The sequence below is a fragment of the Micromonospora sp. NPDC006431 genome (assembly GCF_042870725.1).
In the GTDB taxonomy this organism is placed as follows: Bacteria; Actinomycetota; Actinomycetes; order Mycobacteriales; family Micromonosporaceae; genus Micromonospora.
Genome location: NZ_JBIAHQ010000022.1, coordinates 37,574 through 62,854 on the forward strand (window position 1 = coordinate 37,574; position 25,281 = coordinate 62,854).

14 protein-coding genes and 3 pseudogenes are annotated in these 25,281 nt (G+C 70.6%); 5 read left to right on the plus strand and 12 right to left on the minus strand.

The features are described from left to right. Positions 1–345 precede the first annotated feature (345 nt). Entirely contained in the window at positions 346–1,377 is a 1,032-nt protein-coding gene (locus ACFYM6_RS28730; protein ID WP_387280519.1) for an NADP-dependent oxidoreductase, read from the minus strand. A 92-nt stretch (positions 1,378–1,469) separates the two neighbouring features. Here ACFYM6_RS28730 and ACFYM6_RS28735 point away from each other — a divergent pair, with 92 nt between their 5' ends. Beyond that, the gene (locus ACFYM6_RS28735; RefSeq protein WP_387280521.1) at positions 1,470–1,919 is read left to right on the plus strand and encodes a MarR family winged helix-turn-helix transcriptional regulator; all 450 of its coding nucleotides are present in this window, start codon (positions 1,470–1,472) and stop codon (positions 1,917–1,919) included. 164 nt (positions 1,920–2,083) lie between these two features. Then, positions 2,084–2,886 (plus strand): IS5 family transposase gene (locus tag ACFYM6_RS28740; protein ID WP_387280607.1). Its coding sequence is split into 2 segments (ribosomal slippage): positions 2,084–2,420 and positions 2,420–2,886, totalling 804 coding nucleotides; the frame shifts between segments, so codons are not numbered across the junction. A gap of 68 nt (positions 2,887–2,954) precedes the next feature. On the opposite strand, the gene ACFYM6_RS28745 is transcribed toward ACFYM6_RS28740, so the two are convergent. Next, a complete protein-coding gene (locus ACFYM6_RS28745) occupies positions 2,955–4,253 on the minus strand; it encodes a hypothetical protein (protein ID WP_387280523.1) in 1,299 nt (432 codons plus the stop codon). Next, entirely contained in the window at positions 4,250–4,606 is a 357-nt protein-coding gene (locus ACFYM6_RS28750) for a sigma-70 family RNA polymerase sigma factor (protein ID WP_387280608.1), read from the minus strand. Before ACFYM6_RS28750 ends, ACFYM6_RS28745 begins: the two co-directional genes overlap by 4 nt. A gap of 132 nt (positions 4,607–4,738) precedes the next feature. Here ACFYM6_RS28750 and ACFYM6_RS28755 point away from each other — a divergent pair, with 132 nt between their 5' ends. Beyond that, positions 4,739–5,560, plus strand: coding sequence for a transposase family protein (locus ACFYM6_RS28755; RefSeq protein ID WP_387280525.1), 822 nt, complete (start codon positions 4,739–4,741; stop codon positions 5,558–5,560). Positions 5,561–5,573: 13 nt separating this feature from the next. Here the strand turns inward: ACFYM6_RS28755 and ACFYM6_RS28760 are convergent, their stop codons facing one another. Further along, positions 5,574–5,795: a sigma factor gene (locus tag ACFYM6_RS28760; protein ID WP_387280527.1), complete on the minus strand. Its 222-nt coding sequence runs from the start codon at positions 5,793–5,795 to the stop codon at positions 5,574–5,576. A 461-nt stretch (positions 5,796–6,256) separates the two neighbouring features. On the opposite strand from ACFYM6_RS28760, the pseudogene ACFYM6_RS28765 reads away from it, so the two are divergent. After that, positions 6,257–6,709, plus strand: a pseudogene (locus ACFYM6_RS28765) (transposase); the annotation flags it as partial. Positions 6,710–6,911: 202 nt separating this feature from the next. Here ACFYM6_RS28765 and ACFYM6_RS28770 read toward each other — a convergent pair. The 4 genes and pseudogenes from ACFYM6_RS28770 to ACFYM6_RS28785 all read right to left on the minus strand — a co-directional run. After that, a pseudogene (locus ACFYM6_RS28770) lies at positions 6,912–7,325 on the minus strand (hypothetical protein); the annotation flags it as partial. Between the two features lie 47 nt (positions 7,326–7,372). Further along, positions 7,373–8,860: a hypothetical protein gene (locus ACFYM6_RS28775; RefSeq protein WP_387280529.1), complete on the minus strand. Its 1,488-nt coding sequence runs from the start codon at positions 8,858–8,860 to the stop codon at positions 7,373–7,375. 3 nt (positions 8,861–8,863) lie between these two features. Beyond that, positions 8,864–9,307 (minus strand): hypothetical protein, encoded by a 444-nt coding sequence (locus tag ACFYM6_RS28780; RefSeq protein WP_387280531.1) that lies wholly within the window; start codon positions 9,305–9,307, stop codon positions 8,864–8,866. A gap of 56 nt (positions 9,308–9,363) precedes the next feature. Continuing rightward, positions 9,364–19,086, minus strand: a complete 9,723-nt coding sequence (locus ACFYM6_RS28785; RefSeq protein WP_387280533.1) for an RHS repeat-associated core domain-containing protein — start codon at positions 19,084–19,086, stop codon at positions 9,364–9,366. Positions 19,087–19,535: 449 nt separating this feature from the next. On the opposite strand from ACFYM6_RS28785, the gene ACFYM6_RS28790 reads away from it, so the two are divergent. Continuing rightward, entirely contained in the window at positions 19,536–21,599 is a 2,064-nt protein-coding gene (locus ACFYM6_RS28790) for a S8 family peptidase (protein ID WP_357437061.1), read from the plus strand. A 180-nt stretch (positions 21,600–21,779) separates the two neighbouring features. Here the strand turns inward: ACFYM6_RS28790 and ACFYM6_RS28795 are convergent. The 4 genes and pseudogenes from ACFYM6_RS28795 to ACFYM6_RS28810 all read right to left on the minus strand — a co-directional run. After that, a pseudogene (locus ACFYM6_RS28795) lies at positions 21,780–21,986 on the minus strand (S8 family serine peptidase); the annotation flags it as partial. Then, entirely contained in the window at positions 21,935–22,327 is a 393-nt protein-coding gene (locus ACFYM6_RS28800) for a S8 family serine peptidase (protein ID WP_387280535.1), read from the minus strand. The pseudogene ACFYM6_RS28795 and the gene ACFYM6_RS28800, both read right to left, overlap by 52 nt. 300 nt (positions 22,328–22,627) lie before the next feature. Then, positions 22,628–22,939 (minus strand): hypothetical protein, encoded by a 312-nt coding sequence (locus tag ACFYM6_RS28805; RefSeq protein ID WP_387280537.1) that lies wholly within the window; start codon positions 22,937–22,939, stop codon positions 22,628–22,630. Positions 22,940–23,033: 94 nt separating this feature from the next. Then, on the minus strand, positions 23,034–24,803 hold the full coding sequence (locus ACFYM6_RS28810) for a hypothetical protein (RefSeq protein WP_387280539.1): 1,770 nt from the start codon (positions 24,801–24,803) through the stop codon (positions 23,034–23,036). Positions 24,804–25,281: the final 478 nt, after the last annotated feature.

A 25,281-nucleotide genomic window follows, 5' to 3' on the forward strand; every position in this document is an offset into this window, starting at 1 on the left:
GAAGCGAACAGCAGCGACCCAGCGGAAGTCGCAGGTCCACCAGGCCCTCGACGATCCACTACGCGCCCGGCAACTCCTGCACAACAACCTCACCGACATCGATCCCGCCACCGCGCCCGCCCACCCGCTATACACCGACGCCGCCACGCTGCTGGCCGAACTGCTCCTCCGGCTCGGCCACCCGTCCGACGCCATCGCCTGGGTGGGCCGCCACGCGTTTTCCGGACAGGCTCCGTGTAGTCGGTTGCGGCGACCCCGGCGTGGACGAGTATCCCGGAGCGGCGTAGCCGGGCAGTCACCTCGCGTCCTGTTTGCCTCGGGCTCCGGTCACCAGCACCGTTCGGGTCATGCCTGCTCCTGGAGCCGGACGAGGGCCTTGCCGATCGTGGGCGCTCCGCTGTGCAGCAGGCCCAGCAGGGCTTCGGGCACCCGCTCGATGCCGTCCAGCACTGTCTGCCGGTGGCAGATCTCACCGGAGCGCACCCAGGAACCTACCTCGGTGCGGAAGGCGGGCATCTGGTCCTGGTGGTCGGTGACCAGGAAGCCGCGCGCGGTCGCCCGCTTGGTGATCAGCTTGTACAGGTTCCGGAGGCCGTGTGGTTCCCGGCCGTCGTACTGGCTGGCCATCCCGCACAGGGCAAGTCGGGCGCCGACCCGGAGATGGTCGATCGCGGCCTCCAGTTGGGCGCCGCCCACGTTGTCGAACACCACGTCGATGCCGTCCGGCGCGGCCTGTGCAAGGTGCTCATCTGCCGCACCGTCGCGATAGTTGAAGGCGGTGTCGAAACCGAGGTCGTCCACCAGATGTCGCACCTTGGCGGAGGACCCCGCGCTGCCAATCACCCGCTTGGCTCCCCGTAGCCTGGCGATCTGACCGGCGATGCTCCCGACCGCCCCGGCCGCTCCCGTGACGAATACCGTGTCGCCGGATCGCACCGACCCCACCTGGGTTATGCCCAGCCATGCGGTCAGGCCCGTCGCACCGAGCACACCGAGATAGATTTCGGCGGGCAGATCGTCGGTATCGATCGGGGCGACCCCGGCCGCATCGATCACGGTGGCCTCGCGCATCCCCAGGAAGTGCTCGACCACCTGGCCCGGCTTGACGCCGTCCGCGCGGGACTCGACGACCACACCGACCGCTCCCCCCTCCAGCGGCGCGTTCAGCGGGAACGGAGGGATGTAGGACGGGCGGTCGTCCATCCGGCCACGCATGTACGGGTCGACCGACAGGTGTGTGTTGCGTACCAGGACCTGGCCGGGCCGCAACTCGGGAATGTGGGCTTCGACCAGCGCGAAGTCGTCGGCTGACGCCTGCGCCGGCGGCCGTCGTGTCAGGTGCCACTCCCGGGCCCATCCCTTGCTGGTGGCCGTCATCGGAACACCCCTTTCATAGATACTTGACCCAATCAAGCATCTAACCTTACATACGTACTTGAGTGCGTCAAGTTCTTGGTAGAGTGATCCCCATGGCCGTACCGGCGGGGCCCGTCACCGCGTCGACCGATGCCGAACGGGCGATGTTCGACTTCGTTGATGCCTACGACCGCGCATACGAAACCGCCGCCCTGGAGCACGGGCTGAGCGTGGCGCAGGCCTGCGTGCTCGGGCGGCTCACCCGGCAGATCGGGATGCGAGAACTGGCCGACGAACTCGGCTGCGACGCGTCCAACATCACCCAGATCATCCGCAGGCTCGAGGCGCGCGATCTCGTCCGCCGTCGCCCCCACCCCGACGACCGCCGCTCCCGGCAGATCGTCCGGACCCCCAACGGAACCATCCTCTACGCCGCCTTCGAGGAGTCCTTCGAGTTCGCCCGATCCGCCATCGCCAATCTGAGCGCCCGCGAACAGGACCAGCTGGCCACCCTGCTCCGCAAGGCCCTCAACGGAACACGAGAACCGAACAAAGCGTGCTGAAGCAGCCCTAACGTGTCACCGATCCAGCCCCAGGAGAGAGCCTCGACGCTTCCTTGCGCTCTAAGAACTCCTAACAGAATGATCTAGGCAGACGCGTAGAGTTGTCCTTCGTGGACGATCAACGACCATAATCGGCCGTGAGGCGAGGTGAGCAGCCACCGTGGATCGTCTCGGACGACCTGTGGGCCGAGATCGAGCCGTTGCTACCGATCCGACCGCCTCGCCGGCGGCGCTATCCCGGTCGCAAGCCGCTTGATGACCGGAAGGTGTTGTGCGGGATCTTGTTCGTGCTCTACACCGGGATCCCGTGGGAGTTCCTGCCTCAGGAGCTCGGGTTTGGGTCAGGCATGACCTGCTGGCGCCGGCTACGGGACTGGAACGACGCGGGCGTGTGGCAACGACTGCACGAGGTCCTGCTGGGCAAGCTGCGGGCCGCCGGTCAACTGGACATGTCCCGGGCGGTGATCGACGGCTCCCACGTCCGGGCGCTCACAGGCGGCCCAAAACCGGCCCGAGCCCGGTCGACCGCCGCCGCCCGGGCTCGAAACACCACGTCATCACCGACGCGGGAGGCATCCCCCTCGCCGCCAGCCTGACCGGCGGCAACCGTCACGACCTCACCCAACTGCTGCCCCTGGTCGACAAGGTTCCCCGGATCAAGGCCATCCGCGGTCGACCAAGGCAGCGACCCGGTCGGATCTACGCCGACCGGGGTTACGACTACGACATCTACCGCCGCCGCCAGCTCCGCGACAGGGGCATCACCCCGGTCATCGCCCGACGCGGCACCGAACACGGCTCCGGCCTCGGCACCCGACGATGGGTAGTCGAACAGACCATCGCCCTGCTGCATTGGTTCCGCCGGCTACGCATCCGCTGGGAGATCCGTGACGACATCCACGAAGCCTTCCTCACCCTCGCCTGCGCCATCATCTGCTGGCGACGACTCCAACGCTCAAGGAGTTAGGAGTTCTTATTCAGGCGGTAAGCCGGCAGGCGCATCGCAGTCGATGCGTGAGGTGGACGCCGAGCTGGTTAGGACGTGACTGGGACGGTGGTGACGGTTCCGCTGGCGTCGATGACGCGCACGTCGGTGGCATTGGCGGGTAGAAGTGCCGCGTTCCGACCGGCGTCCTGCCATTTGCCATCGCCGCTTCTGTAGCTCAGCGCTGACCCCTCAGCGGCCACAAGAATGCCCTGGTTGTCAGGCAGTCGCAGTCGTACGGGCAAAGGTGATTTCCAGTCTGCAAAGGTGCTGGCTACCGCCTTGAAGGGGAGTTGCTTGGGGGCGAGCAGCGCGATGACGCGGGCAGGGTCGTCGTCGTACTGGATGGTTTCGACGAGGAGTAGCCGGCCGTCGGGGGTTGCCCCGTAGACCCACAGGAGGGGGGATCCGTCGCTCGTGTGCACGCCTGCGGAGTCGATGTATTCGGCGAGAGCGTCGGCTGGCGCGCTCACTTCCTTCGCGCTGGGGTCACCTACCCATACCTTTTCCGCGCCGGGCAGCGTGTGGCGGACCTGCAGTGGCCTCGGTCGACCTTTGCCGTCGGGAAAGAGGATCGGCCCGTCATTGATGATGTGAACCACATTCTCCCGGCTGACCGGGGTCTTGGAGAGCGCGACGGTGATCTTCGTGCGCTGCGGCGGCACCGCTAGCACGGCCGCACCGTCTCGGAACGCTACCCGCTGGAAGCTGCGTTTGACTTTGCCGTCGGGCATGTACCGCAGTTCCGGTGAGAACTCCACCGGTTGCCCGGAGTCGAGTACGAGGAGCACGTCGCGCTGCGGTCCGAGCAGCGCTGCCTGTGAGATGCCATCCGTGCCGGCATCGGTGACCTGTTCCCGCGTCGTGACGCGTGGCCCGTCAGCAGTGGGTTCGACGAACGCCGCCATCGCGATCACCCGGTCGCCGTCGGGGCTAGCGATCGGGTTATGGACGGTGCGGTGGGCGATGTAGGCGGCAGGGCCAGCGGGCGTCCTTCCGGCCCAGACAACGTGCGGCTCGCCGCGCATCTGATCTCCGTCCTGCTCCAGTCGGCGCTGCCACACTTCGCGGACCTGCCGAAGATACCCTTCGTCACCAGCCAGATCACCGCGAGTGGGCTCGTCAAGCAGCGGCGAAGCTACCTGTACCTCTCCTCCGTCGCTTGCCAGATGAAGCCCACCCACGGGCACCGCCACCACGGCCGCGCAGACGACCGCCAACACGGCCCGGCGACGCACCACCCGCCGGCGCCCACCCCGGCGCACCTCATCAAGCAGACCCGGCGGGCCGACCAGATGATCCGTCGCGCGATGCAAAACGTCGCGCACGTTACTGTCGTTCAAAGTCATCGCGAACTCCCAGAATCAGTGATGGGCATGACGAGACTCGATTCGGCCAGTACCTCTCGCAGGCGAGCCAACCCACGCGCGGCGTGACTTTTTACCGCGCCCTCAGAACAGCCCATCGCCGCTGCAACGTCAGCGATCGGCAGATCCTCCAGATAACGGAACACGACCGCGGCCCGCTGCCGAGCCGGTAACGCCCGCAGCGCCCCAACGACCACCTCCCGAAGAGCCACGCCGTCGGCGTGGTCCCGGGCAACCCTGTCGTGGTCACCCAGCGCCTGCTCCGGCCGCCGGGCACGCCAGCGCCAGCGGTTAATTGACCGATTGAGCCATTCCGCGCAAGCGGGTGGTAGCAGTCAGTAGCTGCTGCCTGGAATGCCGGGAAGGCGTGAGACCCGCCAGATCAGGTCCGGTACGAAGAGAAGACGCAGAACCTCGATACGAAGTGGTCCTTCCACAGATCAACTTCATAGAGGTCCTGCGTCGACATGAGTGTCACATACACCGCTGTGCTGCCGGTACGCGAGGAGACGGTGAACCGTCTGGCCGGGTTGCTGGACGCCGAACGCACCCGCCGCGGCACCCGCGCCCGAACCCGGTCGCTGACCTGCCGTGACCAGGCGATCCTGGCCCTGCGCTGGTTCTGCGACGGCACCCGGATCAAACAACTTGCCGCCGACAACAAGATCAGCGTGTCCACCGGCTACGACTACCTGCACGAGGCCATCGATGTGCTCGCCGCACAGGCACCCAGCCTGCACGGCGCCCTCCTCGCTGCCAAGGCCGCCGGCTACTCCCATGTCAACATCGACGGCACACTGATCGAAACCGACCGGTGCCGCACCCCCGGACCGACACCGGGCGTGGATCTCTGGTGGTCTGCCAAGCACGACAACCATGGCGGCAACGTCCAGGTGATCACCGTCGGCGACGGCTGGCCCATCTGGACCTCGCCCGTGCGTCCCGGCCGCGAGCATGACACCACCGCCCTGCGCACCCACCCCGAACTCCTGCCCTGCCTGCGCGAGGCTGGCGCCGACCTACGACCCCTCGGCGACCTGGGCTACGAAGGCGAGTCCCGCACCATCACGGTGGCGTTCAAGAAACCGAAGAACAGCCGCCTCACCGCGATCCAGCAGCAGTTCAACAAGGCCCACAACAGCCTCCGAGCCATCGGCGAACGCGGAAACTCTCTGCTCAAGACCACCTTCAAGGCGCTACGCAACATCAGCCTCGGCCCATGGCGCATCGGCAAGATCGTGGCCGCCGCACTCATCCTGCTCCACACCGAACACGACCGCACCACATGATCACCTTCGGTGATCAGAATGTTGCGCGGAATGGCTCATTGACCAACGCACGCCGCGCGTACGCCTCCGGGCTGCTGCGCACTCGACGCCAACGCACATACACCTGCTCCAACACCTCCTGAAGCAGGTCCTCCGCCGCATGCCGATCCCCGGTCAGCAGGAAAGCAACCCGTAACAGCACTATCGACCGTGTGCGAACGAAGTCGTCGAACTCCGCCCCACGCGAATCCCTCATCTGACCTCCCGGCCTCGTCACCCAGCAAGACACCGGATCGGCCCGCGAGGTTTACCGGTCCTGCAACTTGCTCGACGACACCATCCAGCCGCCACAGCTACGCTCCACAACATCGATGTGCATTCCATCCGAGCCCGGCCGCCCGGCCCCTGCTCGCCCCGGGCGACCATCGCGGCCGGCGTGCTGCTCACCCCACTGATCATCGCCATGCTGTCGCTCAGAGCCCTGGGCGCCTGGGGTCAGCCCGAGGTTCTCAGCGCCACCTGGTTCTGGACACTTGTCATCGGGGCCATCACCCTGCTAACCGCCGGCGCCCTCGGCCTCCACCGCCAGGCCCGCGCCGGTCGGCAAAGCCGTGGCGGTGGCGAACACGTCACCGGCGAACAAGACGCTCCGCCGGTGCCCGTGCCGGTGGTGGTTCGGGCGCGTGCGTCGTCTGGTGGGCCCCACACGCGGGGCTGGTGTTACCCGACACGCCCGTGAGTGATCCCGCGGCGGCGCTGGCGGGCTTCCGCCGGGACTTTTACCAGTGCTTGGTGCGCCGCGCGGACGCGTTGTTCGAGCTGACCGACGCGGTCCTGTGCGCCGACGGGCCGGTGCACAGCCTGGTCGATCTCACGTTGACGGCGGAGCATCGTCGGGGTCACGGCGCCCTGTACGACGGGTTGAACGCGGGCAGGATCGACATCGCCCGGCTCCGCGCGAGGCTGGCCGGGTTGCCGCTGCCCCGGGCGGCGGACGGGCGGATCGTCCTCGCTGTGGACGTGTCGAACTGGCTGCGCCCGGACGCGCCGACCAGCCCGGACCGGTTGTTCTGCCACGTCTACGCTCGAGGCAAGGGGCAGGCTCAGCTGATCCCGGGCTGGCCGTACTCGTTCGTGGCCGCGCTGGAGTCCAGCCGCACGTCGGGGACGCAGGTCGGGGCTTGACCCCTGATCTTGGACACGGGTTCATGCCGCTGAAGGCGGCGTAGTTGATGTTGTTCGGGCGGCTTCGAAAGCGATCGGGGATTGGTGTCTGAGCTGGGAGTGGCGGCGGACGGTGTTGTAGCGATGCAGTGCTCGGCGCGATCCGGTAGCCCAGGCCAGCCAGCTCGCCTTGAATGCGCCGGCACCCCCAGGTCGGGTTGTCCCGGGCCAGTCGCAGCACCAACTGGCGCACCTCGGCCGTGACCGGTGGGCGACCCCGCCGCCGCGCCGGGTAGGTCCCCGCCGCGCGATCAGGTTGCGATGCCAGCGCAACAAGGTGGCCGGGGTGACGAAGAACGCCGACCACCGCGCCCGTGGAAGCAGCCTCGACAACCCGGCCAACACGGCACCGTCTACCGATTCCAGATCCAGCCGGCGCACCTGCCGACGGAGCACCGCGACCTGGCGCCGCAGCACGAGCACCTCGACCGCGTTGGCGTGCCCACTGCGCGCGAACAGAATGATCAGCTGCAGTGCCTGACGAAGAATCAGGTAGCAGAACGACAGGATCATGACTGGCAGCATGCCGCCATTCATCGATCCCACAGGGACAAAGTCGCACGTCAGCGCCTGCGGCCGAGTTTCCGAACGGTACAGGCCCGGTCGGGCTCAGTCGGCGACCTCGACCAGCGGGAAGGCTCGGTGGCGCCGGGGCGGGACCAGGAAGTTCTGGCGGCGGGTGCAGGTCAGGAAGCGTTCCAGGCCGTTGTCCTGCTCGGCCACCCGGTGCTTGCGGGCCAGGTCCACGGCCGCCTGGTTGCGCCGCATCCGGGTGAAGAACTCCGCGGTCGGCACGAAAATGCTGAAGTGCAGCTTCGGCTGGCTGCTGCCGTCCCGCACGTCCAGGGGGTCGAAGCCGGGGCCGTCGATGCGGACGTGCATCGGGGTGCCGTCGGACGCGCGGGAGCTGCGCTGGAGGGTGGACAGGTGCCCCATCCGGCGCTCGCCCGCGGGCAGGCCGATCCCCCTGGCGGTCCGCTCGGCGTAGTCCGGGCCGCGGTTCTCGGCGGGCAGGAACGACGGCCCGCCGCCGTCGCTCAGCTGGTCGGGGTTGCCGGGATGCACCGCCGGGGCGTGGAACATGTACTGCACCCGCTTGGTGAAGTTGCCGTTCTCGCTCGGCGGGGTGTCCGGCGCGGCCATGTCGTAGAACTGGAGCATGTCGAGGATGACGTGCGACAGGTGCTGGATGCTGCCGTTGTCCAGATAGTCGCCCGCGCGGGCGGTGGTCAGCCGGGCCGCGGGGTGGCCGGCGAAGGTGCAGATCGCCGGCGGCCCGGAGGCGTTGGACTGCTGGTCGGAGAAGCCCATCCACATCGGGGAGTCGGGCTGGATGAACCGGGCGTAGGGCAGCCGGTTCTGCTCGGCGACCGAGCGGGGCAGGCCGACCTGGGTGAACATGTGCCGGCTGGAGGTCACGGTGAGCAGCCCGGCGAGGGCCGGCGAGGGTGTCGCCTGTCCGGCCAGCGTGCCGCTGCCGTCGAACCAGGCCAGCACGTCCTGGATGACGGTGGCCCGATCGCTGCGGAACGTGAACAGCAGGTCGTGCTGCTCGATCCGCACCGGGACGGTGAAGCGCTGCTTGGTGACTCCCGGGTTGTCCGGGTGGACATCGGTCGGCGCGGGCGTCGCCTCCTCTAGCACGGACCGGGACGGGTCCGCGAGCAGCCGGGGCAGGTGCGCGCCGACGAGATCGCCGGTCAGGCCGCCCGGCAGCCGCCGGAAGTACGGCAGCCCGTAGGAGACGAAGGTCATCAGGCCGGCCGCGCCGAACGGGTACCGCGACTCCAGGGTGGCGAGCAGCCGGGCCAGCTCCCGCTGGTCGTCCCGCCCGGGGGTGCGGGCCAGCGTGGCGGTGAGGTAGACAGTGTGCACCGGCGGCATGACGAACGGCCCGCCGGTGGGCGAGGTCTGCTCGGGCGCGCTGAACCGGGCGACGTCGAACTGGATGTCGGGCAGGCCCGCGGCCGGGTCGGGCGCCGCGGGACGGTGCGGGGTGCGGGCGTCGGCGGAGCAGGCGGCGAGGGCGGCGGCGGCCATCGCCAGCGCGCCGCCGGCCAGCACCGTCCGGCGATGGAGCCGGGACTCGTCGGCCATGGGTCAGCGGGACCGGTCGAGCGCGGCGCGCAGGGCCGCGCCCAGCTCCGCGTCGCCCGGATCGGTCAGCCGCACCGCGTGCTCGGCGAGCCCGACGAAGCCCTCCCGGGCGCCGCCGTTGCGGGTCGGGCTCACCAGCACCGCGTCGGCGTCCTGCTCGACGTCCACGTGCCGGGTGCCCTTGGCGTAGCTGGTCCAGGACCGCAGGCCGAGCGCGTCGAGGACGGGCGCGAACGGGGACGGGCCGCCCCGCAGGTCGGGGCTGGGGATGCCGGTGCGCGAGGCGGCGAGCATCCGGCGTACGGCGGCGCCCAGGTCGCGGGCGTCGACCGACTCGTCGAGGACATCGAAGACGCCGTTGGCGATCCACATGCCGTCGGTGGTGAGCGAGGAGGAGTGCGCGACGTACCGACCTCTGCGCAGGTCGAGTGCGGCGAGTCTGGTCATGGATGTCCTCGGTGGGGAGGGGACGCCCCAGGATACCCGTGGGGCGTCCCGCCGGCCTATCTCATGGTGATGACGCGGACGGTGACCCCCTTGCCGGCGCCATACTGGACGATCTGGTTGAGGACGCTCTGTTGGGCGGCGGTGGCCGTCCCACGGGGGACGACGATCTCCAGTTCCCGGGCGGCGACCTGACCGGGCCGGATGGTGACGCCGTCCCAGGTGACCGGGTTGTTCTTGGCGAACCCGGCGGCCTTGTCCACATAGCCCTGGAGCCGGCTGGTGAGCTGGCTGGCGCTCTGGTATGTCTTCGCGGAGAGGTCGACGCTCTTGATGCTGGTCGCGGTGCCGTTGGCGAACCGGTCGATGGTCGGGAAGCTGCGTGGCAGGTTGCCGCCGAGCTTCGCCTCGATGGCCAGGCCGCGTTGGAACTGGTTGAGCTTCCAGACCGAGCTGCCGGCCTTGAGGGCCGCCCCGAGGCCACCGCTGAGGGCGCCCAGCGCGCCGCCGATCGCGAAGTCCCTGAGGGCGTCGCCCATCGTGTACTTGCGACCGGTCAGCGCCGCGATGCCGGCGCCGATGCCGACCGAGGAGGCACCGCCGATCAGCGCCCCGACCAGGATCGGAATGCAGATGGGACAGTCGCCGTTGGGGTCGGAGAGGTTGACCGGGTCGTTGAGGGCGTAGCTGTAGAGGTTGGTGCTGCCGCCGCCGAAGCCGGCCGGGTCCTGGCTGAGGAAGCGGCCCGTGTCCGGGCTGTACCAGCGGGCCCGGTGGTAGGACAGCCCGGTGTCGGGGTCGCGCTCACGGCCGGTGAACTGCTGCGTGTTGCCGCTGGCCGCGCCGCTGGCGGTGGCGGCGCCGAACGGGTCGTACTGGTACTGCGTGGTCAGCGTGCCGGCGGCGTCGGCCAGGCCCAGGACGCTGCCGAGAGCGTCGGTGACCGGCACCCGGGCGCCGGCGGAGTCGGTGCGGACCAGCGTCTGGTCGAGCCCGGCGGTGAGCCGGTCGACGGCGGTCGCGCCGGTGAGCTCCCGGATCAGGTTGGGGCCGTCGTAGAGGTGGGTGGTGGTGGTCCCGCCGGCGGTCCGGCCGGCCAGCCGCCCGGCCGCGTCGTAGCCGTACGAGACGGCCAGGCCGGGGCCGGTGACGCCGGCCAGCTCGCCCCGAGCGTTCCAGGTGTAGCCGAGCACCCCGTCGCCGGTCAGGTTGCCCTCGTCGTCGTAGCTGAACGTCCGGTCGCCGCGGCTGGTCAGCCGGTTCGCGGCGTCGTAGCTGGCGGGTGGACCGGTGCTGGGGATGGTGACGGTGGCGAGGCTGCCGGTGAGGCCGAGCACCCGGCCAGCGCCGTCGTATGAGTAGCCGAGGTTGCCGATCGGCACCCCGCCGGTGGTCTGGTACGACATCCCGGTGAGCTGCGACGCCGCGTCGTACGCGTACCGGGTGACCACACCGGCCTGCTCGACCCGGTCGGTGCGGCCGGCGGCGTCCCGGTGCCAACTGGCGGTGGTGCCGCCCTGGGTGATCTGCTCGATCAGCCCGGTCGGGTCGTACTGGTAGGAGATCGCCGGCTGCCCGGGCACGGTCATCCCGGAGCGGCGGCCGGCGGCGTCGTAGGAGTAGCCGACGGTGCCGGCCGGGCCGGTCACGCTGACCACCTGGTCGAGGTCGTTCCAGCCGAGGGTGAGCAGCCCGCCGGCCGAGTCGTCGATGGTGGTGAGCCGGTCCAGGCCGTCGTAGCCGAACCGTTTGGTGCTCTCGTAGCCGCCGCCGGTGGACGCGCCGTACCCGATGAAGGTAGTGCGGCCCAGCGTGTCGTACTCGGTGACGGTGGTGATGCCACGCCGGTCGGTGGCGGAGACCGCCCGGCCGAGTACGTCGTACGTCTGCCGGGCCTGCTTGCCGAGCGGGTCGGTGACGGTGACGGGCCGGTCGGACTGGTTGTACGCGACGGTGGTGCGGTTGCCCCGGGCGTCGGTGACCGTCGTCAGGTTGCCGTTGCCGTCGTACTCGTAGCTGGTGGCCCGGCCGAGGCCGTCGGTGCTGGTGACGATCTGGTTGTCGGGGTCATAGCGGACGTACTCCTGGACGCCGGTCGGGTCGGTGACCGCGACCGGGCGGCCGACGGCGTCGACGAAGCTGCGCGTGGTGCGACCCAGCGGGTCGGTCACCGCTACGAGGTCACCGTTCTCGTAGGTGTAGTGGGTGGTGTTGCCCAGCGGGTCGGTGAATGAGGTGACCTGGCCGGCGGCGTTGTAGGCATAGCGGCGGGTGCGGCCGGCGGCGTCGGTGGCGGCGGTGAGGTTACCGCGGTCGTCGTACGTCATCCGGGTGGTGCGGCCCTGGTCGTCGCTGACCGAGGTGAGTTGCCGGTAGGGCCCGCCGGAGGTGACCGTGGCGGCCTGGGCGGCGGCGGTGCCGGCGAGCGCGGTGAGCGAGGTGAGCTGCCCGTTCGCGTCATAGCCGAGGGCGGTCCGCCGCCCGTACGGGTCGACCAGCGCGGTGGGCAGGTGGGTGACCGGGTCGCGCTCGGTGGTGGCGGTCCGGGCCTGGGCGGTGCCGGCCGCCGTGGTCTCGGTGACCACTCGGCCGTTCGTGTCGAAGCTGGTCTCCCGGACCTGGCCGTCCGGCTCGGTGACCGCCGTCTTCACCACCTTGCCGCCCGCGTCGGTGATGTACGCGAACCGGTAGGTGACGCCGTCGGGCAGGGTCTGGGTTGCCACCCGGCCGGCGGTGTCGTAGGTGTTGGTGAGGTAGGTGACGCCCCGGGCGTCGGTGACGGTCGTCATCCGGTTGGCGGTGTCGTACGTGTACGTGGTGGTGCGCCCGCCCGGCGAGGTGACCGTGGTCAGCCGGCCGGAGCTGTCGTAGCCGTACTGCACCACCCGGCCCGCGTTGTCCTGGGCCCGGGTGACCCGGCCGCTGGTGTAGGCGAGCTTGATCCAGCGGCCGTTGGGCGAGGTGATCTGGGTGATGTCGCCGGACTGTCCGCCGCTGGACCGGGTGAGGGTGATCTGGTTGCCGTGCCGGTCCCGGATGGACTGCAACGGCGCATTCTCGCCGAAGACGTAGGTCATCCCGTCGGTGCGGACGAGGTCCCAGCCGTTGCCGTTCCAGGTCATCACGGCGTCCCGGAACGGCCCGGTGGTGTCGACGGCCTTGAACACGGCATCGGTCCAGCCCGTCCCGGGGCTGATCCGGTCCATGTGGACCTTGCCGCTGTCCGGGAAGACCAGGTCGGCCTCGATGTACTGCCGCTCGGAGTAGATGAAGATGCCGTAGGTGAAGTTGGCGCCGATGCCGAACTCGCGGTTCTGGGTGTCGTTCTGCCGGTAGGTGCGGGTGATCGCGATCGGCAGGACGTCGTTGACCACGAGGTCGGTGTGCTCGTCGACGAAGAGGCCGCTGGCCAGGTCGACGGGGTCGCCGCCGGAGTCGCCGTCCTCGCCGGGGCCGCTCCCGGCAGGCCGCTTGCCGCTGCCGTTGAACATCGCGCCGGTGAACTCCCAGACCCGCACGTCGGGGTCGGGCACGATCTGCTTGCCGTCGGGGGTGACGGTGCCGTGGCCGTAGATGTACCAGCCGGCCTCCGCGCCGGTCACCGCGCAGACCGCGGGTGCCTTGCCCGCCTTGCCCGGCTTCTTCGGGTACGACTTGACGGGCGTCTTGGTGCACGGCACCCGGCCCGGGTCGTAGTCCCAGAAGTCGAGCCGGCTGCCGGGCGCGAGGCCCTGGGTGTTCGGGTAGATGATCTGCGCGCCCTCGGGCAGGATCACCGAGGCGCCGGGCTGGACGGTGAAGTAGACCGGGGTGCGCACGCCGGCCGGGAGCGGGAACGGCGGCTGGTCCACCGGCAGGGCGGTGATGGACAGCTCGGTGACCCGCTTGCCGGCCCGGTCGCGGATCACCGTGCCCTTGGGCAGCCGCACCTCGAAGCCGGGGATCGCCGGGGTGGTGAGGACGGTCTGTTTCTGGGTGGGCGACGGGAAGCGGACGCTGTGGGCGGTGTCGAGGCGGGTCATCCAGATGGGGTAGGACAGCTCGACCGTCTCCCCGGCCCGCAGGTCCACGCCGGTCTCGAAGCGGCCGAAGGCGCGGCCCGGGCTGCTCGCGGTCGCGCCATCGATGACCAGGACGTGGTGTCCGGCGGTGAGCCCGGTGAGCAGGAAGCGGCCGGTGGCGTCGGTGCGGGTGCTGCGCCGGCCGACCGAGAGGGTGACGTCGGCCAGCGGCTTGCCGTTGAGCAGCAGGGCCTGCCCAGCGAGCGCGGTCGCCCCCACCGGGGCACGCAGCGCCGGCTGGAGGTGGCCGTACGCGCCGGTGCGGTGGCTGGCCCAGTCCTCGCCGGCGAGGTTGAACCGGTCCGGCGTCCAGGTCTCGGTCACGTCGGCGACGGTCCGGGCGGCCGGCGGGGCCGGCGTGGTCTTCGCGGCGGCCCCGGCGGGCAGCCGGACCTCGCCGGTCAGCGTCCCGATGGTGGTGGACGACGGGTCGACGAAGACGGTGTACGTACCGGTGGCCGGCAGGGTGACCGAGGTGAAGGTGCAGGTGTCGCCGCAGTACGCGCTGCTGCCGAGGTTCGACCCGTCCGGCTTGCGGATGATCGCCGAGGCGTTATAACGGCCGAAGGTGCCGGCGGTCATGACGACGGTGACCACCTGACCGGCGGTGCCGGGGAAGGTGAGCGCCGCGTTCTGGCCGGGCACGGTGGTGGTCAGGGTGACCGCCGGACCGCCCGGGGTGGCGGCGGCGGTCGCGTCGGCCGGCACCTCGTACACCTGGAGGGTGACGGAGCCGGTGTACATGCCGTCCGGGTTCAGCAGGATGGTGTACGTCCCGGTCACCGGCAGGGTGGTGACGTCGAAGAAGCAGGATGCGCCGCAGTAGGCGCTGCCGGTCAGGTTCGACCCGTCCGGCTTGCGCACGATCGCCGACGCGTTGTATGTCCCGTACGTGCCACCGCTGCCCTGGACCGAGATCCGCTGGCCGGCGCTGCCGGCGAAGGACAGCACCGCGTTCTGGCCGGGGCCGGTGGTGGTGAGGGTGACCGGGCTGCCGCCGACGACGGCGGTCGCGGTGGCGTCGGCCGGCACGTCGTACACCTGGAGGGTGACGGAGCCGGTGTACATGCCGTCCGGGTTCAGCAGGATGGTGTACGTCCCGGTCACCGGCAGGGTGGTGACGTCGAAGAAGCAGGATGCGCCGCAGTAGGCGCTGCCGGTCAGGTTCGACCCGTCCGGCTTGCGCACGATCGCCGACGCGTTGTATGTCCCGTACGTGCCACCGGTCCCCTGCACCACGATCCGCTGGCCGGCCGTGCCGGCGAACGACAGCACCGCGTTCTGGCCGGGTGCCGTGGTGGTGACCGGGACGGCCGGACCGCCGATGGTCGCGGTCGCCGCGGCGTCGGCGGGCACGTCGTAGACCCGCAGCGTGACCGCGCCGGTGTAGGCCGCGTCGGGGTTCAGCAGGATGGTGTACGTCCCGGTGACCGGCAGGGTGGTGATGTCGAAGAAGCAGGATGCGCCGCAGTAGGCGCTGCTGGTCAGGTTCGACCCGTCCGGCTTGCGCACGATCGCCGACGCGTTGTATGTCCCGTACGTGCCACCGGTCCCCTGCACCACGATCCGCTGGCCAGCCGTGCCGGCGAACGACAGCACCGCGTTCTGGCCGACAGTGGTGGTGAGGGTGACGGCGGCACCGCCCGGGGTGGTGCTGGCGGTGGCGTCGGCCGGCACGTCGTAGACCCGGACGGTGAGCGCGCCGGTGTAGGTGCCGGACGGGTCGAGCAGCAGACTGTAGGTGCCGGTGACCGGCAGCACCACGGTGTCGAACAGGCACGAGGTGCCGCAGTACGCGCTGCCGGTCAGGTTCGACCCGTCCGGCTTGCGCACGATCCCGGTGGCGTTGTAGGTGCCGTAGGTGCCGCCGGTGCCCTGGACCAGGATCCGCTGGCCGGCGGTGCCGGGGAACGACACCATGCCGTTCTGCCCCGGCACGGTGGTGGTGACGGTGACCGGGTCGCCGCCCGGGGTGGTGCTCACGGTGGCGTCCGGTGGCACGTCGAACACCTGGACGGTCAGGCTGCCGACGGCCGCCGCGGCCGGGTCGACCAGCACGGTGTAGGTGCCGGCGGCGGCGAGCGTCAGGGAGCTGAACGAGCAGCTCGTGGCGCAGGACGAGGTGCTGGCGACGGTGCTGCCGTTGGGGGCGCGCAGGGACACCGCCGCGTTGCCGCCGCCGAAGGCGCCGGCGGAGAGGTTGATGGTGACGACCTGCCCGGCGGTCGCCGGGAACGACACCACGGCGTTCTGCCCCGGGACGGTGGTGGTCACGGTGACCGCGGCCCCGCCGGGGGTCGTCGCGGCGGTGCGATCGGCCGGCACGTCGTACACCCGGACGGTGAGTGCGCCGATGGCGGTCGTCCGGCCGTCGACCAGGACGGTGTAGGTGCCGTCCGCCGGGAGGGTGGTGGTGTCGAGGAAGCACGATGTCCCGCAGGACGTGTTCGACAGGATCGACGTGCCGTCCGGCCGGCGCAGCGTCACCGTCGCCTCCGACGACCCGAACGTGCCGCCGGAGAGCTGCACCGCGACCCGCTGACCCGACACGCCCGGGAACGACACCACCCCGTTCTGGCCGGGGACCGTGGTCGTCACCGTCACGGCCGCGCCACCCGGGGTGGCGGTGGTCGCGGCGTCGGCCGGCACGTCGTGCACCTTGACCGTGATGCTGCCGACGACCGTGCCCCTCGGGTCGACCAGCACCGTGTACGTGCCGTTCGCCGGGAGGGTGGTGGTGTCGAGGAAGCACGATGTCCCGCAGGACGTGTTCGACAGGATCGACGTGCCGTCCGGCCGGCGCAGCGTCACCGTCGCCTCCGACGACCCGAACGTGCCGCCGGAGAGCTGCACCGCGACCCGCTGACCCGACACGCCCGGGAACGACACCACCGCGTTCTGGCCGGGGACGGTGGTCGTCACCGTCACGGCCGCACCGCCCGCGGTGGTGTTGGCGACGGCGTCGTTGGGCAGGTCGTACACCCGGGCGGTGATCGCGCCGAGCGTGGTGCCGGTCGGGTTGACGAACACCGTGTAGGTGCCGGTGCTCGGGAGGGTGACGGCGTTGAACGAGCAGCTCGTGCCGCAGTAGCCCTCACTGACGACGGTGGTGCCGTCCGGGGCGCGCAGCGTGACGGCGGCGTTGTAGGTGCCGAAGGTGCCGTTGGCCAGGGTGACCGAGACGCTCTGTCCGGCGGTGCCCGGGAACGAGACGACGGCGTTCTGGCCCGGCACCGTGGTGGCCACGGTGACCGCGGCGCCGCCCGGGCTGGTGGTCGCCGAGGCGTCGGCGGGGACGTCGTGGACCTGCGCGGTGGCCTCGCCGACGTAGGTGGTGTCGGGGTTGAGGTAGACGGTGTACGTGCCGTCGACCGGCAGCACGATGGTGTCGAAGAAGCAGGACGCGCCGCAGTAGGCGCTGCCGGTCAGGTTGGACCCGTCCGGCTTACGGATCACCGCCGACGCGTTGTACGTCCCGTAGGTGCCGGCGCTGAACTGCACCGAGACCCGCTGCCCGGCGGTGCCGGCGAAGGAGATCGCGGCGTTCTGGCCGGGCACGGTGGTGGTCACGGTGACGGCGGCGCCGCCCGGGCTGGCGGTGGCCGTGGCATCCGGCGGCACCACGTGGACCTGCGCGGTGACCTGGCCCCGGTAGACGCCGTCCGGGTTGAGCACGATCGTGTACGTGCCGTCGACGGGCAGCGTCACCGTGTCGAAGAAACACGACGCGCCGCAGTAGCCGCTGCCGAGCAGGTTGGATCCGTCCGGCTTACGGATCACCGCCGACGCGTTGTACGTCCCGTAGGTGCCCGCGCTGAACTGCACCGAGACCCGCTGCCCGGCGGTGCCGGGGAACGAGATCAGCCCGTTCTGCCCGACCGTGGTGGCCACGGTCACCGGCCCGCCGCCGGGCGTGGCGTCCACGGTCGCGTCCGCCGGCACGTCGTACACCTGCGCGGTGACCGCCCCGGTGTAGCTGGTGTCGGGGTTGACCAGGATGGTGTACGTGCCGTCGACCGGCAGCACGGTGGTGTCGAAGATGCAGGAGCTGCCGCAGTAGGCGCTGCCGGTCAGGTTCGACCCGTCCGGCCTGCGCACGATCGCCGAGGCGTTGTAGGTGCCGTAGGTGCCGCCGGTCAGGTGGACGAGGACCCGCTGGCCGGCCGTGCCGGGAAACGAGACGACGCTGTTCTGGCCCGGCACCGTCGTGGCGACGCTGACCGGCGCTCCGCCGGGGCTCGCGGTCGCCGTGGCGTCGGCGGGCACGTCGTACACCTGGACGGTAATGGTCCCGGTCGAGGTGGACTGCGGGTCCACGACGAGGGTGTAGGTGCCGTCGGTGGGCAGCACCGTGGTGTCGAGGAAGCAGGCGCTGCCGCAGGAGCCGTTGGACACGACGGTGCCGCCGCCCGGCTTGCGCAGCGTCACCGCGGCGTTGTAGGTGCCGTACGTGCCGCCGCTCAGCTTGACTGAGACCCGCTGGCCGGTGCTGCCGGGAAAGGTGACGGCGGCGTTCTGGCCGGGCACGGTGGTGGCGACGGTGACTGCGTCTCCGCCCGGGGTGGTGGGCGCCGTGGCGTCGGCCGGCACCTCCCGCACGGTCGCGGCGATCGAGCCGGTGGCCGAGCTCGACGCGGCCAGCAGCAGCGTGTAGGTGCCGGCGGTGCGGGCTGTCACCGTGTCGATGAAGCCGGCGGCGCCGACGCAGCCGGACGAGGCCGCGGTACGCCCGAACGGGTCGAGGACCTTCGCGGTGGATATGCCGCAGGAGCCGAAGGTGCCGTTTGCGAGCTGGACGCTGGCCTGCTGCCCCTCGGTCAGGTCGAACACGACCAGCGCGATGTCGCCGGCGCTGGGGATCGACACCGCGCTGGTGCCGCCGAGCGCGACCCGGGAGGTGTGCACCACGTCGGCGACCGTGTACGGGGCGGGCGCGACGAAGACGTCGGCGGCCCCGTCACCGCTGCCGTGGCGGGTGCGTACCCCGATCCGGCCGGAACCGGCGCCGGCGGGCACCTGGACGGTCAGGCTGCCCGCGCCGACGGCCGAGGTGAAGGCCCGGGTGCGGTTCAGGGTGACGGCGTTGTCGGCGGCGTCGGCGGCGAAGCCGGTGCCGGTGACGGTGACCGTCCCGCCGGGCACCACCACGGTCGGGGCGACGCCGGTGACGGTGGGCGCGGACTCGTCCGGGCCAGCGACCACGAAGGACTGCGGGCTGGTCGCGGTGGCCCCGCCGACGGAGACGGTGATCAGGCCCGTGGTCGCCCCGGCGGGGACCCGGGCGACCAGGCGCCGGCCGCTGGCCGAGGTGACCGTGGCCGGGACGCCGTTGAACTCGACGGTGTTCTCGCTCGCCACGTCGGAGAAGCAGCCGCCCTGCAGGGTCACCTCGGCGCCGACCGCCGCCCGGGGCGGCACGACGGAAAACAGGGCGAGGGCCGGGCTGCCGTCGTTGCTGAGGAAGGTGATGTTGCCGGTGGGGTCGTACCGGTAGTGGGCGGTGCGGCCGGCCTGGTCCTGCACGCCGGCCAACTGGCCGGCGGCGTCGTAGGCGTAGCCGACCGAGTCGCAGGAGACCGAGGCCGGGACGATGTCCGGCAGGTCCGCCCGGACGCCGAAGGCCAGCAGCAGGGTCAGCGCACCGACGGTCGCGGTAAACCGCAGCCGGGCCCCGGCCCAGACCCTCGATCGGATGCTGCGGCGGCCGAGTGGTCCTGACATGGTGCCTCCCCCAAGACGCAACCTCTGCCGTGGAAGGTAGGCGAGCGCCATCGGCAGGAATAGATACCTGCGAGAACGGGGCGCGGGCGGCCCTGGTGACCGACCGTGACAGGACCTGCTACCGGCCGAAACAGGCGGACCGCCGGTGATCGTGTCGACTATCGGACAGTCAGTTGTGTTGCCCGAACCTGGCCGAAAAGGGCAGGTCAGAAGGGATCCGCCGAACCGGGCGCGAAGTTGACTAATTGAATCCGAATCGGTGGATGAATTCATGGTCCGCCTTTGCCGCCACATCGCTCGATTTGCCGAGGTTTCCGCTTCAACGACCGGAGTGCAAGGAGTCAAAACCCACAATGGATATCGACCAGATTCATTGTTATATTCCTGACCCCCGGCCCCGGTGACCGTGGGATCCCCCTCCTATCCATGTCCCGGAAAGGACGTGACAGGTGACGAGACGTCTCTGGAAATGGCGTGCCGGCAGCGCGGCTGCCCTCATGGTGCTGGCCGGCCTCGCGGTCCCCGGCCCAGCCTCGGCCGCCTCGTCGGTGCGGACCGGGATGACCTGGACGGTCCTCGGCCAGCAGGGTGGCTCGGTCCACGTCGGCTCGGACGCGCAGACCAACCCGTACGCCGGCGACACCGCCGTCGACCAGCCCCGGGCCATCCTCTGCCTGCTCGTCGACGGCCGACCCAAGCCGCCGGACGTGGTGACCGATGCCTACAGCGGCTGGGCCGCCGGCGCGGTGCAGGTCACCCCGCAGATCCCCGGGCTGGTGCTGACCTCGCAGGCCCAGGGCGACACGATCTGCGCGGAGACGTTCGGCGCGGGCTGGCGGCTGGCGGAGTTCCACGACGGCGGCGGCTGGACCTTCTGGGCCAGCGGCGCGATCCCGGCCGGCACCCGGTTCTGGACCGCGATCAACGACCAGCCGGCCAACCCGTGGAACTCCGCGGGCGACCTGCCGACCAGCGTTCCGCAGCCGAAGTTCCTCACCTCCGAGGCACCCGTACCGGGACAGTTCATCGCGATGCTTCCCGAGTCCACCGCCCCCGAGGACGTGGCCGGCATCGCGGCCAGTCTGGTGGCCGGCTACGGCGGCACGATCATCGACACGATGGAATCGGGCATGTTCAGCTTCACCGCCAGCGACGCTCAGGCCCAGGCGATGAGCCTCGACTCTCGGGTCGAGTCGGTCGAGCAGGACACCTACGGGCAGCCGAGCGAGTATTCCTGGGCGGTCGACCGCGTGGACCAGCGCAACCTGCCACTCGACTACGCCCCGTACACGGGGGGCGGCGTGACGGGAGCCGGCGTCAAGATCTACATTTTGGACACCGGATTCCGGCCCAGCCACCAGGAGTTCGGCGGCCGGGCCAGCCAGGCCGTGGACTTCATCCGGTTCCTCGGCCAGCGTGACGACTGCAACGGACACGGCACCGCGGTCGGCAGCGCCGCCGGAGGCGCAACCGTCGGCGTCGCCCCCGGCGCGACCCTGATCTCGGTACGGATCGCGGGCTGCCGCGGCAACGCGTACAACCCGCTCGTCTCGGTCTTCAACTCGACGATCGTCGCGGGCCTCAACTGGGTCGCCGTCCACCACTCCGGCCCCTCGGTCGCCAACGTCAGCTACGGCGTCCCGCCGGGCTTCTGGCGGCGCTGGCTGCGGCTGTCCAGCCCGACGGACCGGGCCGCCAAGTTCGCCATCAGCCGCGGGGTGACCGTGGTCGCCGCCGCCGGCAACGAGAACCACAACGCCGACCGGTCCAGCCCGGCCCGGGCCGGCGGCGTCATCTCGGTCAGCGCCACCGACGGCAGCGACACCAGGGCCAGCTTCGGCAACTACGGCAAGGTCGACATGTTCGCCCCTGGATACGGCGTACGCACGGCCTGGCTGGACGCCGACAACCAGTACAACACCGTCAGCGGCACCTCGTTCTCCGCGCCGCTGGTGGCCGGCGCCGCCGCCCTATACCTGCAGCGGAACCCGAGCGCGTCACCCGGGGCGGTGGCAAGCGCACTGTACGCCAACGCGACGCCCAACAAGGTGAGCAACCCGGGCCCCGGCTCGGCCAACCGGCTGCTGTTCGTCGGCGCGCCGCCGGCCACCCACGCCGGGATGACCTGGGCGCGGCTGACCCAACGCAGCGACGGCGTCGTGCAGGTGGGTCGGGACGCCACCACCAACGCGTACACCGGGGACACGCCCGCCACCGCGTCCCTGCCGGTGCTATGCATCCGCATCGACGGCCGGCCAGCGCCCGCCGGCATCCCCACCACGGGCTTCGGCAGGTGGGCCGGCGGCGCCGTCGCGGTCACCCCGGCCATCCCGGGCGCCCAGCTGACCAGCCTCGCGGCGGCCGACGCGATCTGCGCGGCGCAGTTCGGCAGCGGGTGGCGGATGGCGGAGTTCCACGACGGTGGCGGCTGGTCCCTCTGGGCCTCCGGCAACCTGCCGGCCGGTCGTTTCTGGACCAGTATCAACGACCAGCCCGCCAACCCCTGGAACTGACGCCGGGCCCGGCCCGGGGAGCCGTCGCTCCCCGGGCCGGTGGGCACCCTCGACGCGGCCGGTCAGGGGGGCGCAGTAGAGCAGTCGGTTCGGCGACCCGGCTCCCGGGTTGGACACGAGGCCCGTGGTCGCGGTGGCGAGGACATGGTTGGCCGCCTGGCCGACGGTCCACAGGGGGTTCGCCTCGGCCACCACGGCGATGCAGCCGGCGACGTGCGCGGAGGCCATCGAACTGCTGCTCAACGTGATCGAGCTGGTGTCGGAGGCGATCGCCGTGGTGGCGATGTTCTGGCCCGGCGCGAAGATGTCCAGGCAGCTGCCGTAGTTCGCCGAGCTCATCTTCGCGTCGGTGATCGTGGTGCCAGCCACGATGACGGCGGCCGGCACCCGGCCGGGTGAGTAGTTGCAGGCGCTGGCGGCCGACGAACCCGAACGACGTACGGGATACCCGAGTTGATCGAGTTCGTCACGGCGTTGTCGAGTGAGGTGCTGGGGCTGCTGCCGACACCCATGTTGACCAGCGCCCGCGTCCCGCGGGCGTTGGCGGTGACCCAGTCGACGCCCGCGATGACCTGGGCAGTGGTGCCGGCGCCGGTGCAGCCGAGCACCCGCACCGGCACCAGCCGGGCGTCCTTGGCCACCCCGTGCAGCTGCCCGCCGACGATGCCGGCGAGAGCCGTGCCGTGCCCCTGGCAGTCGTCGGGTATTCCGCCAGCAAGCACCGCCACACCGCCTCCAGGTACCGATTGATGGCATCCTGCTCGGCGCCCGGCCAGGTGCGCCACTCCTCGCGCAGGAGCATGCCCAGAACGATGCTCGGGTCGAGTTCATCGGACATCACCAACCGCTCGAACAGCACCGGCAACAGGCATTTCACGTCCCCGCGGCTGCCGATCGTGTTGCCTCATGCCGCAGCCCTTCGGCTCGGCGTGCTCTCGGTGCTGTCGGCGAGCCGTCTCGTCCCCGTGGTCGACACGAACTGTCAGCCACGAGGGGACGAGTCCGGCGGCGTACGGGCCGCCGGACGGTCACGACGCCGCATCCCGCCATCGGGTTACCGCATGCCACGGACCGTCTGCGAGGCCCGCGACGTCGACCTCGAGCACACTCCCATCCGCGAACCGCAGATCGTACGGACCGCCCAGATCGAGCAGAAACCGCCACGCCTCTGGATCGGGCTGACCGTCGCGGAGCCGAACGTTCCAGCCCTCCCCATCGACGACCTCAATACGCACCGGGTGGGTGATCGCCAACGAGGAGTTCATAACCCATCCCAGGACCGCAGCACTCTCGAACGCGAGGACCGCCTCATCGACGGCGTCGCCGCTCCGATCATCCACTGGCGTCCTCCGCTGTGTTCAAGCTACCGATCCAGGCCAGTCGACGTCGCCAGGGAAGTCGACGTTCCCGGGATGTACGTGGCCGAGAGAGCAATCATGCGCCGGGGCGGGAACGCGCCAACCAGGTGGCGAGCTTCTGGCTGGTGTCCTCGCCGAGCACCGTCGTCGCTCGGGCGGCCAACGCGACCAGTTCGGTGTGCTGCACCGCGGTGACCGACAGCTGCGGCCGTGGGCTGCGGCGCCAGGTCATTTGTTCGGCATCTCGAGCGAGGCGGGTTACATCGGCTTTGCCACGTCCCGCCAGGCGAGGATCCGGGTCGAGGGCCAGCAGAAGGGCGGCGCGCAACTCGACGTCAACGCCGCGGCCACGCAGCAGGCGGTAGCCGGCGCGGCGCAACTCCACCCGGCCGTCCGCGAGCAGCTCCCACGGCAAGCCCGGCGGCACGGCACCGGCCAACGGCCGCAGCGCGGCGGCAACCTCCCGGACCACCGCCGGCGACGGATCCCGCAACAGCGGAACCAGCTCCCCGACACCGACAGCATCCAGCATGCGCAGACCCCTGACCGCTTGGGCTCGGACCTTGGCCAGCGGGTGGCTCAGCAGCGGCCGCAGCAGCGGAGCATCCGCCGCCGAGCCGGTCTCGGCGAGTCCGGCGATCGCCCCCAGGAGCGGCTCCGCGACACTGACCGCGACCCGGTAGTGCTCCCGCGCGTCGATGCCGAGGCGACGGGCCGCGTCCCGGGCCACCGCCCGCACCAGCGGCGCATCATCGTCCAGGTGCACGGCAACGTCAGAGTCCTGGCCGACCCGGACCAGCCCGGTCAACGCCACCACCCGCACCTCGGACCGCCGCGACCCGGCCAAGCGGCGTAGGACATCAACTCGGCGGGTCCAGACCGCCTCACGGCAGGCCGCCTCCACCGCCCGGACCCGAATCCCCACATCCCGGTCAGTCTCGGCGCTGGTCACATAGTCCGGCAGACGCAGCCATCCCTGCGACTGGGCCATGTCGTACACGAACCGCCGCTGCCGGCGGCCACCCGAGCCAAACAGCCCACGCCACACCTCGGGCGACGACGAGAGCAACGCCGCCCGTACCTGAGTGACGGCGAAACCACCCCGCACCCGGGCATCGAGACGCAGCACCACCGGCAGCACCGAGGGCAGATAAGCACCGGGATCGTCGGCCAGCAGCACCGCCAACCCGGCACGCGCCCGATCCCGCACCGGCCTGACCCAATCAGCGGTACGCAACACCAGGAACGGCATCACCTCCGGGCACGGCCGAGCGACCATCGCCGTGACCGCACGCTCCCGGACCCGCCCGTCACCGTCCATACTGGCCAACGCCATCGCCACCGGCCCGGACGTCATACCCGAAAGGCGCGCCCTGACCCGCCGCACCGCGGAATCCTGGCACGTGCCGTTCCAGGATTCCCGACGCGCGTGGGCGTCGAGCCGCGTCACCAACCCGGCAACGCCGGTCACCATCGCCAACGCCGACCGCGCCACCGCCTCATCACCAGCAGCGTCGACCTCAAGCAGCACCTCGACCAGACGGTTCAACGCCTCCCACCCGCCTGCGGCAGCACCGTCGACCGCGCGCCGCACCGCGCCGAGCGGCCCACCCTCCTCCAGCACCGGCGGCTGAACCCGTGTCCCCCAGTTCACCCCGCCATCCTGCCCGAGCTGACAAACCCGCCCGAACCCGTTTTCCCGCCGTGTAGTACAGGCCGTAGCGGTGGACTCGATTCCAGCGCACGCAGAGACCTTTTGTATCCCGGTGTCGCCTGGCCTTTGGCCAGCGGCCCCCGAATGGGAAACTGCGGCGTGAGTTGGTCGCTCTTCGTAATTCCGCTGCACGGTCTCTCTGCGAACGGGATGTCGGAGTGGATCGCGTCGGCGAGATTCGCGCGAGGCACTCGGGACCGGGTGCCGGAGCCTCTGCCCTTGCCCCCGGTCGCCGAGGTTCTCAACGCCCTCCGGTCGGCGGGCTGCCACGGAACGAACTGGTTCGAGATCGTCGGCGAGGAGACTGGCTCGCGGTTGCCGGAGTGCCCGGATCCAAGCACCTGCGCGAGCCTTGGCGGACTGGATCTGGGGGAGGTCAGCGTGTACTCACCCGGACAGGTGAGTAGCCTGCCGCCGATTCCAGCGGATGCCGTGGTGGAGACGGTGACCTTCCGTAAGCCGAACTCCGTTGCGGCACTGAGCGCCGTATGTGCCTTGGCATCAGTCGCAGGCCCTCAGTTGGTCTTCGACGAGACGGCCGCAGAAGCATGTGTGGTCTGGCCTGGCGAAGACGTTGGGGAGTTGGTGGACGACTGGCCCTGGTGACCTA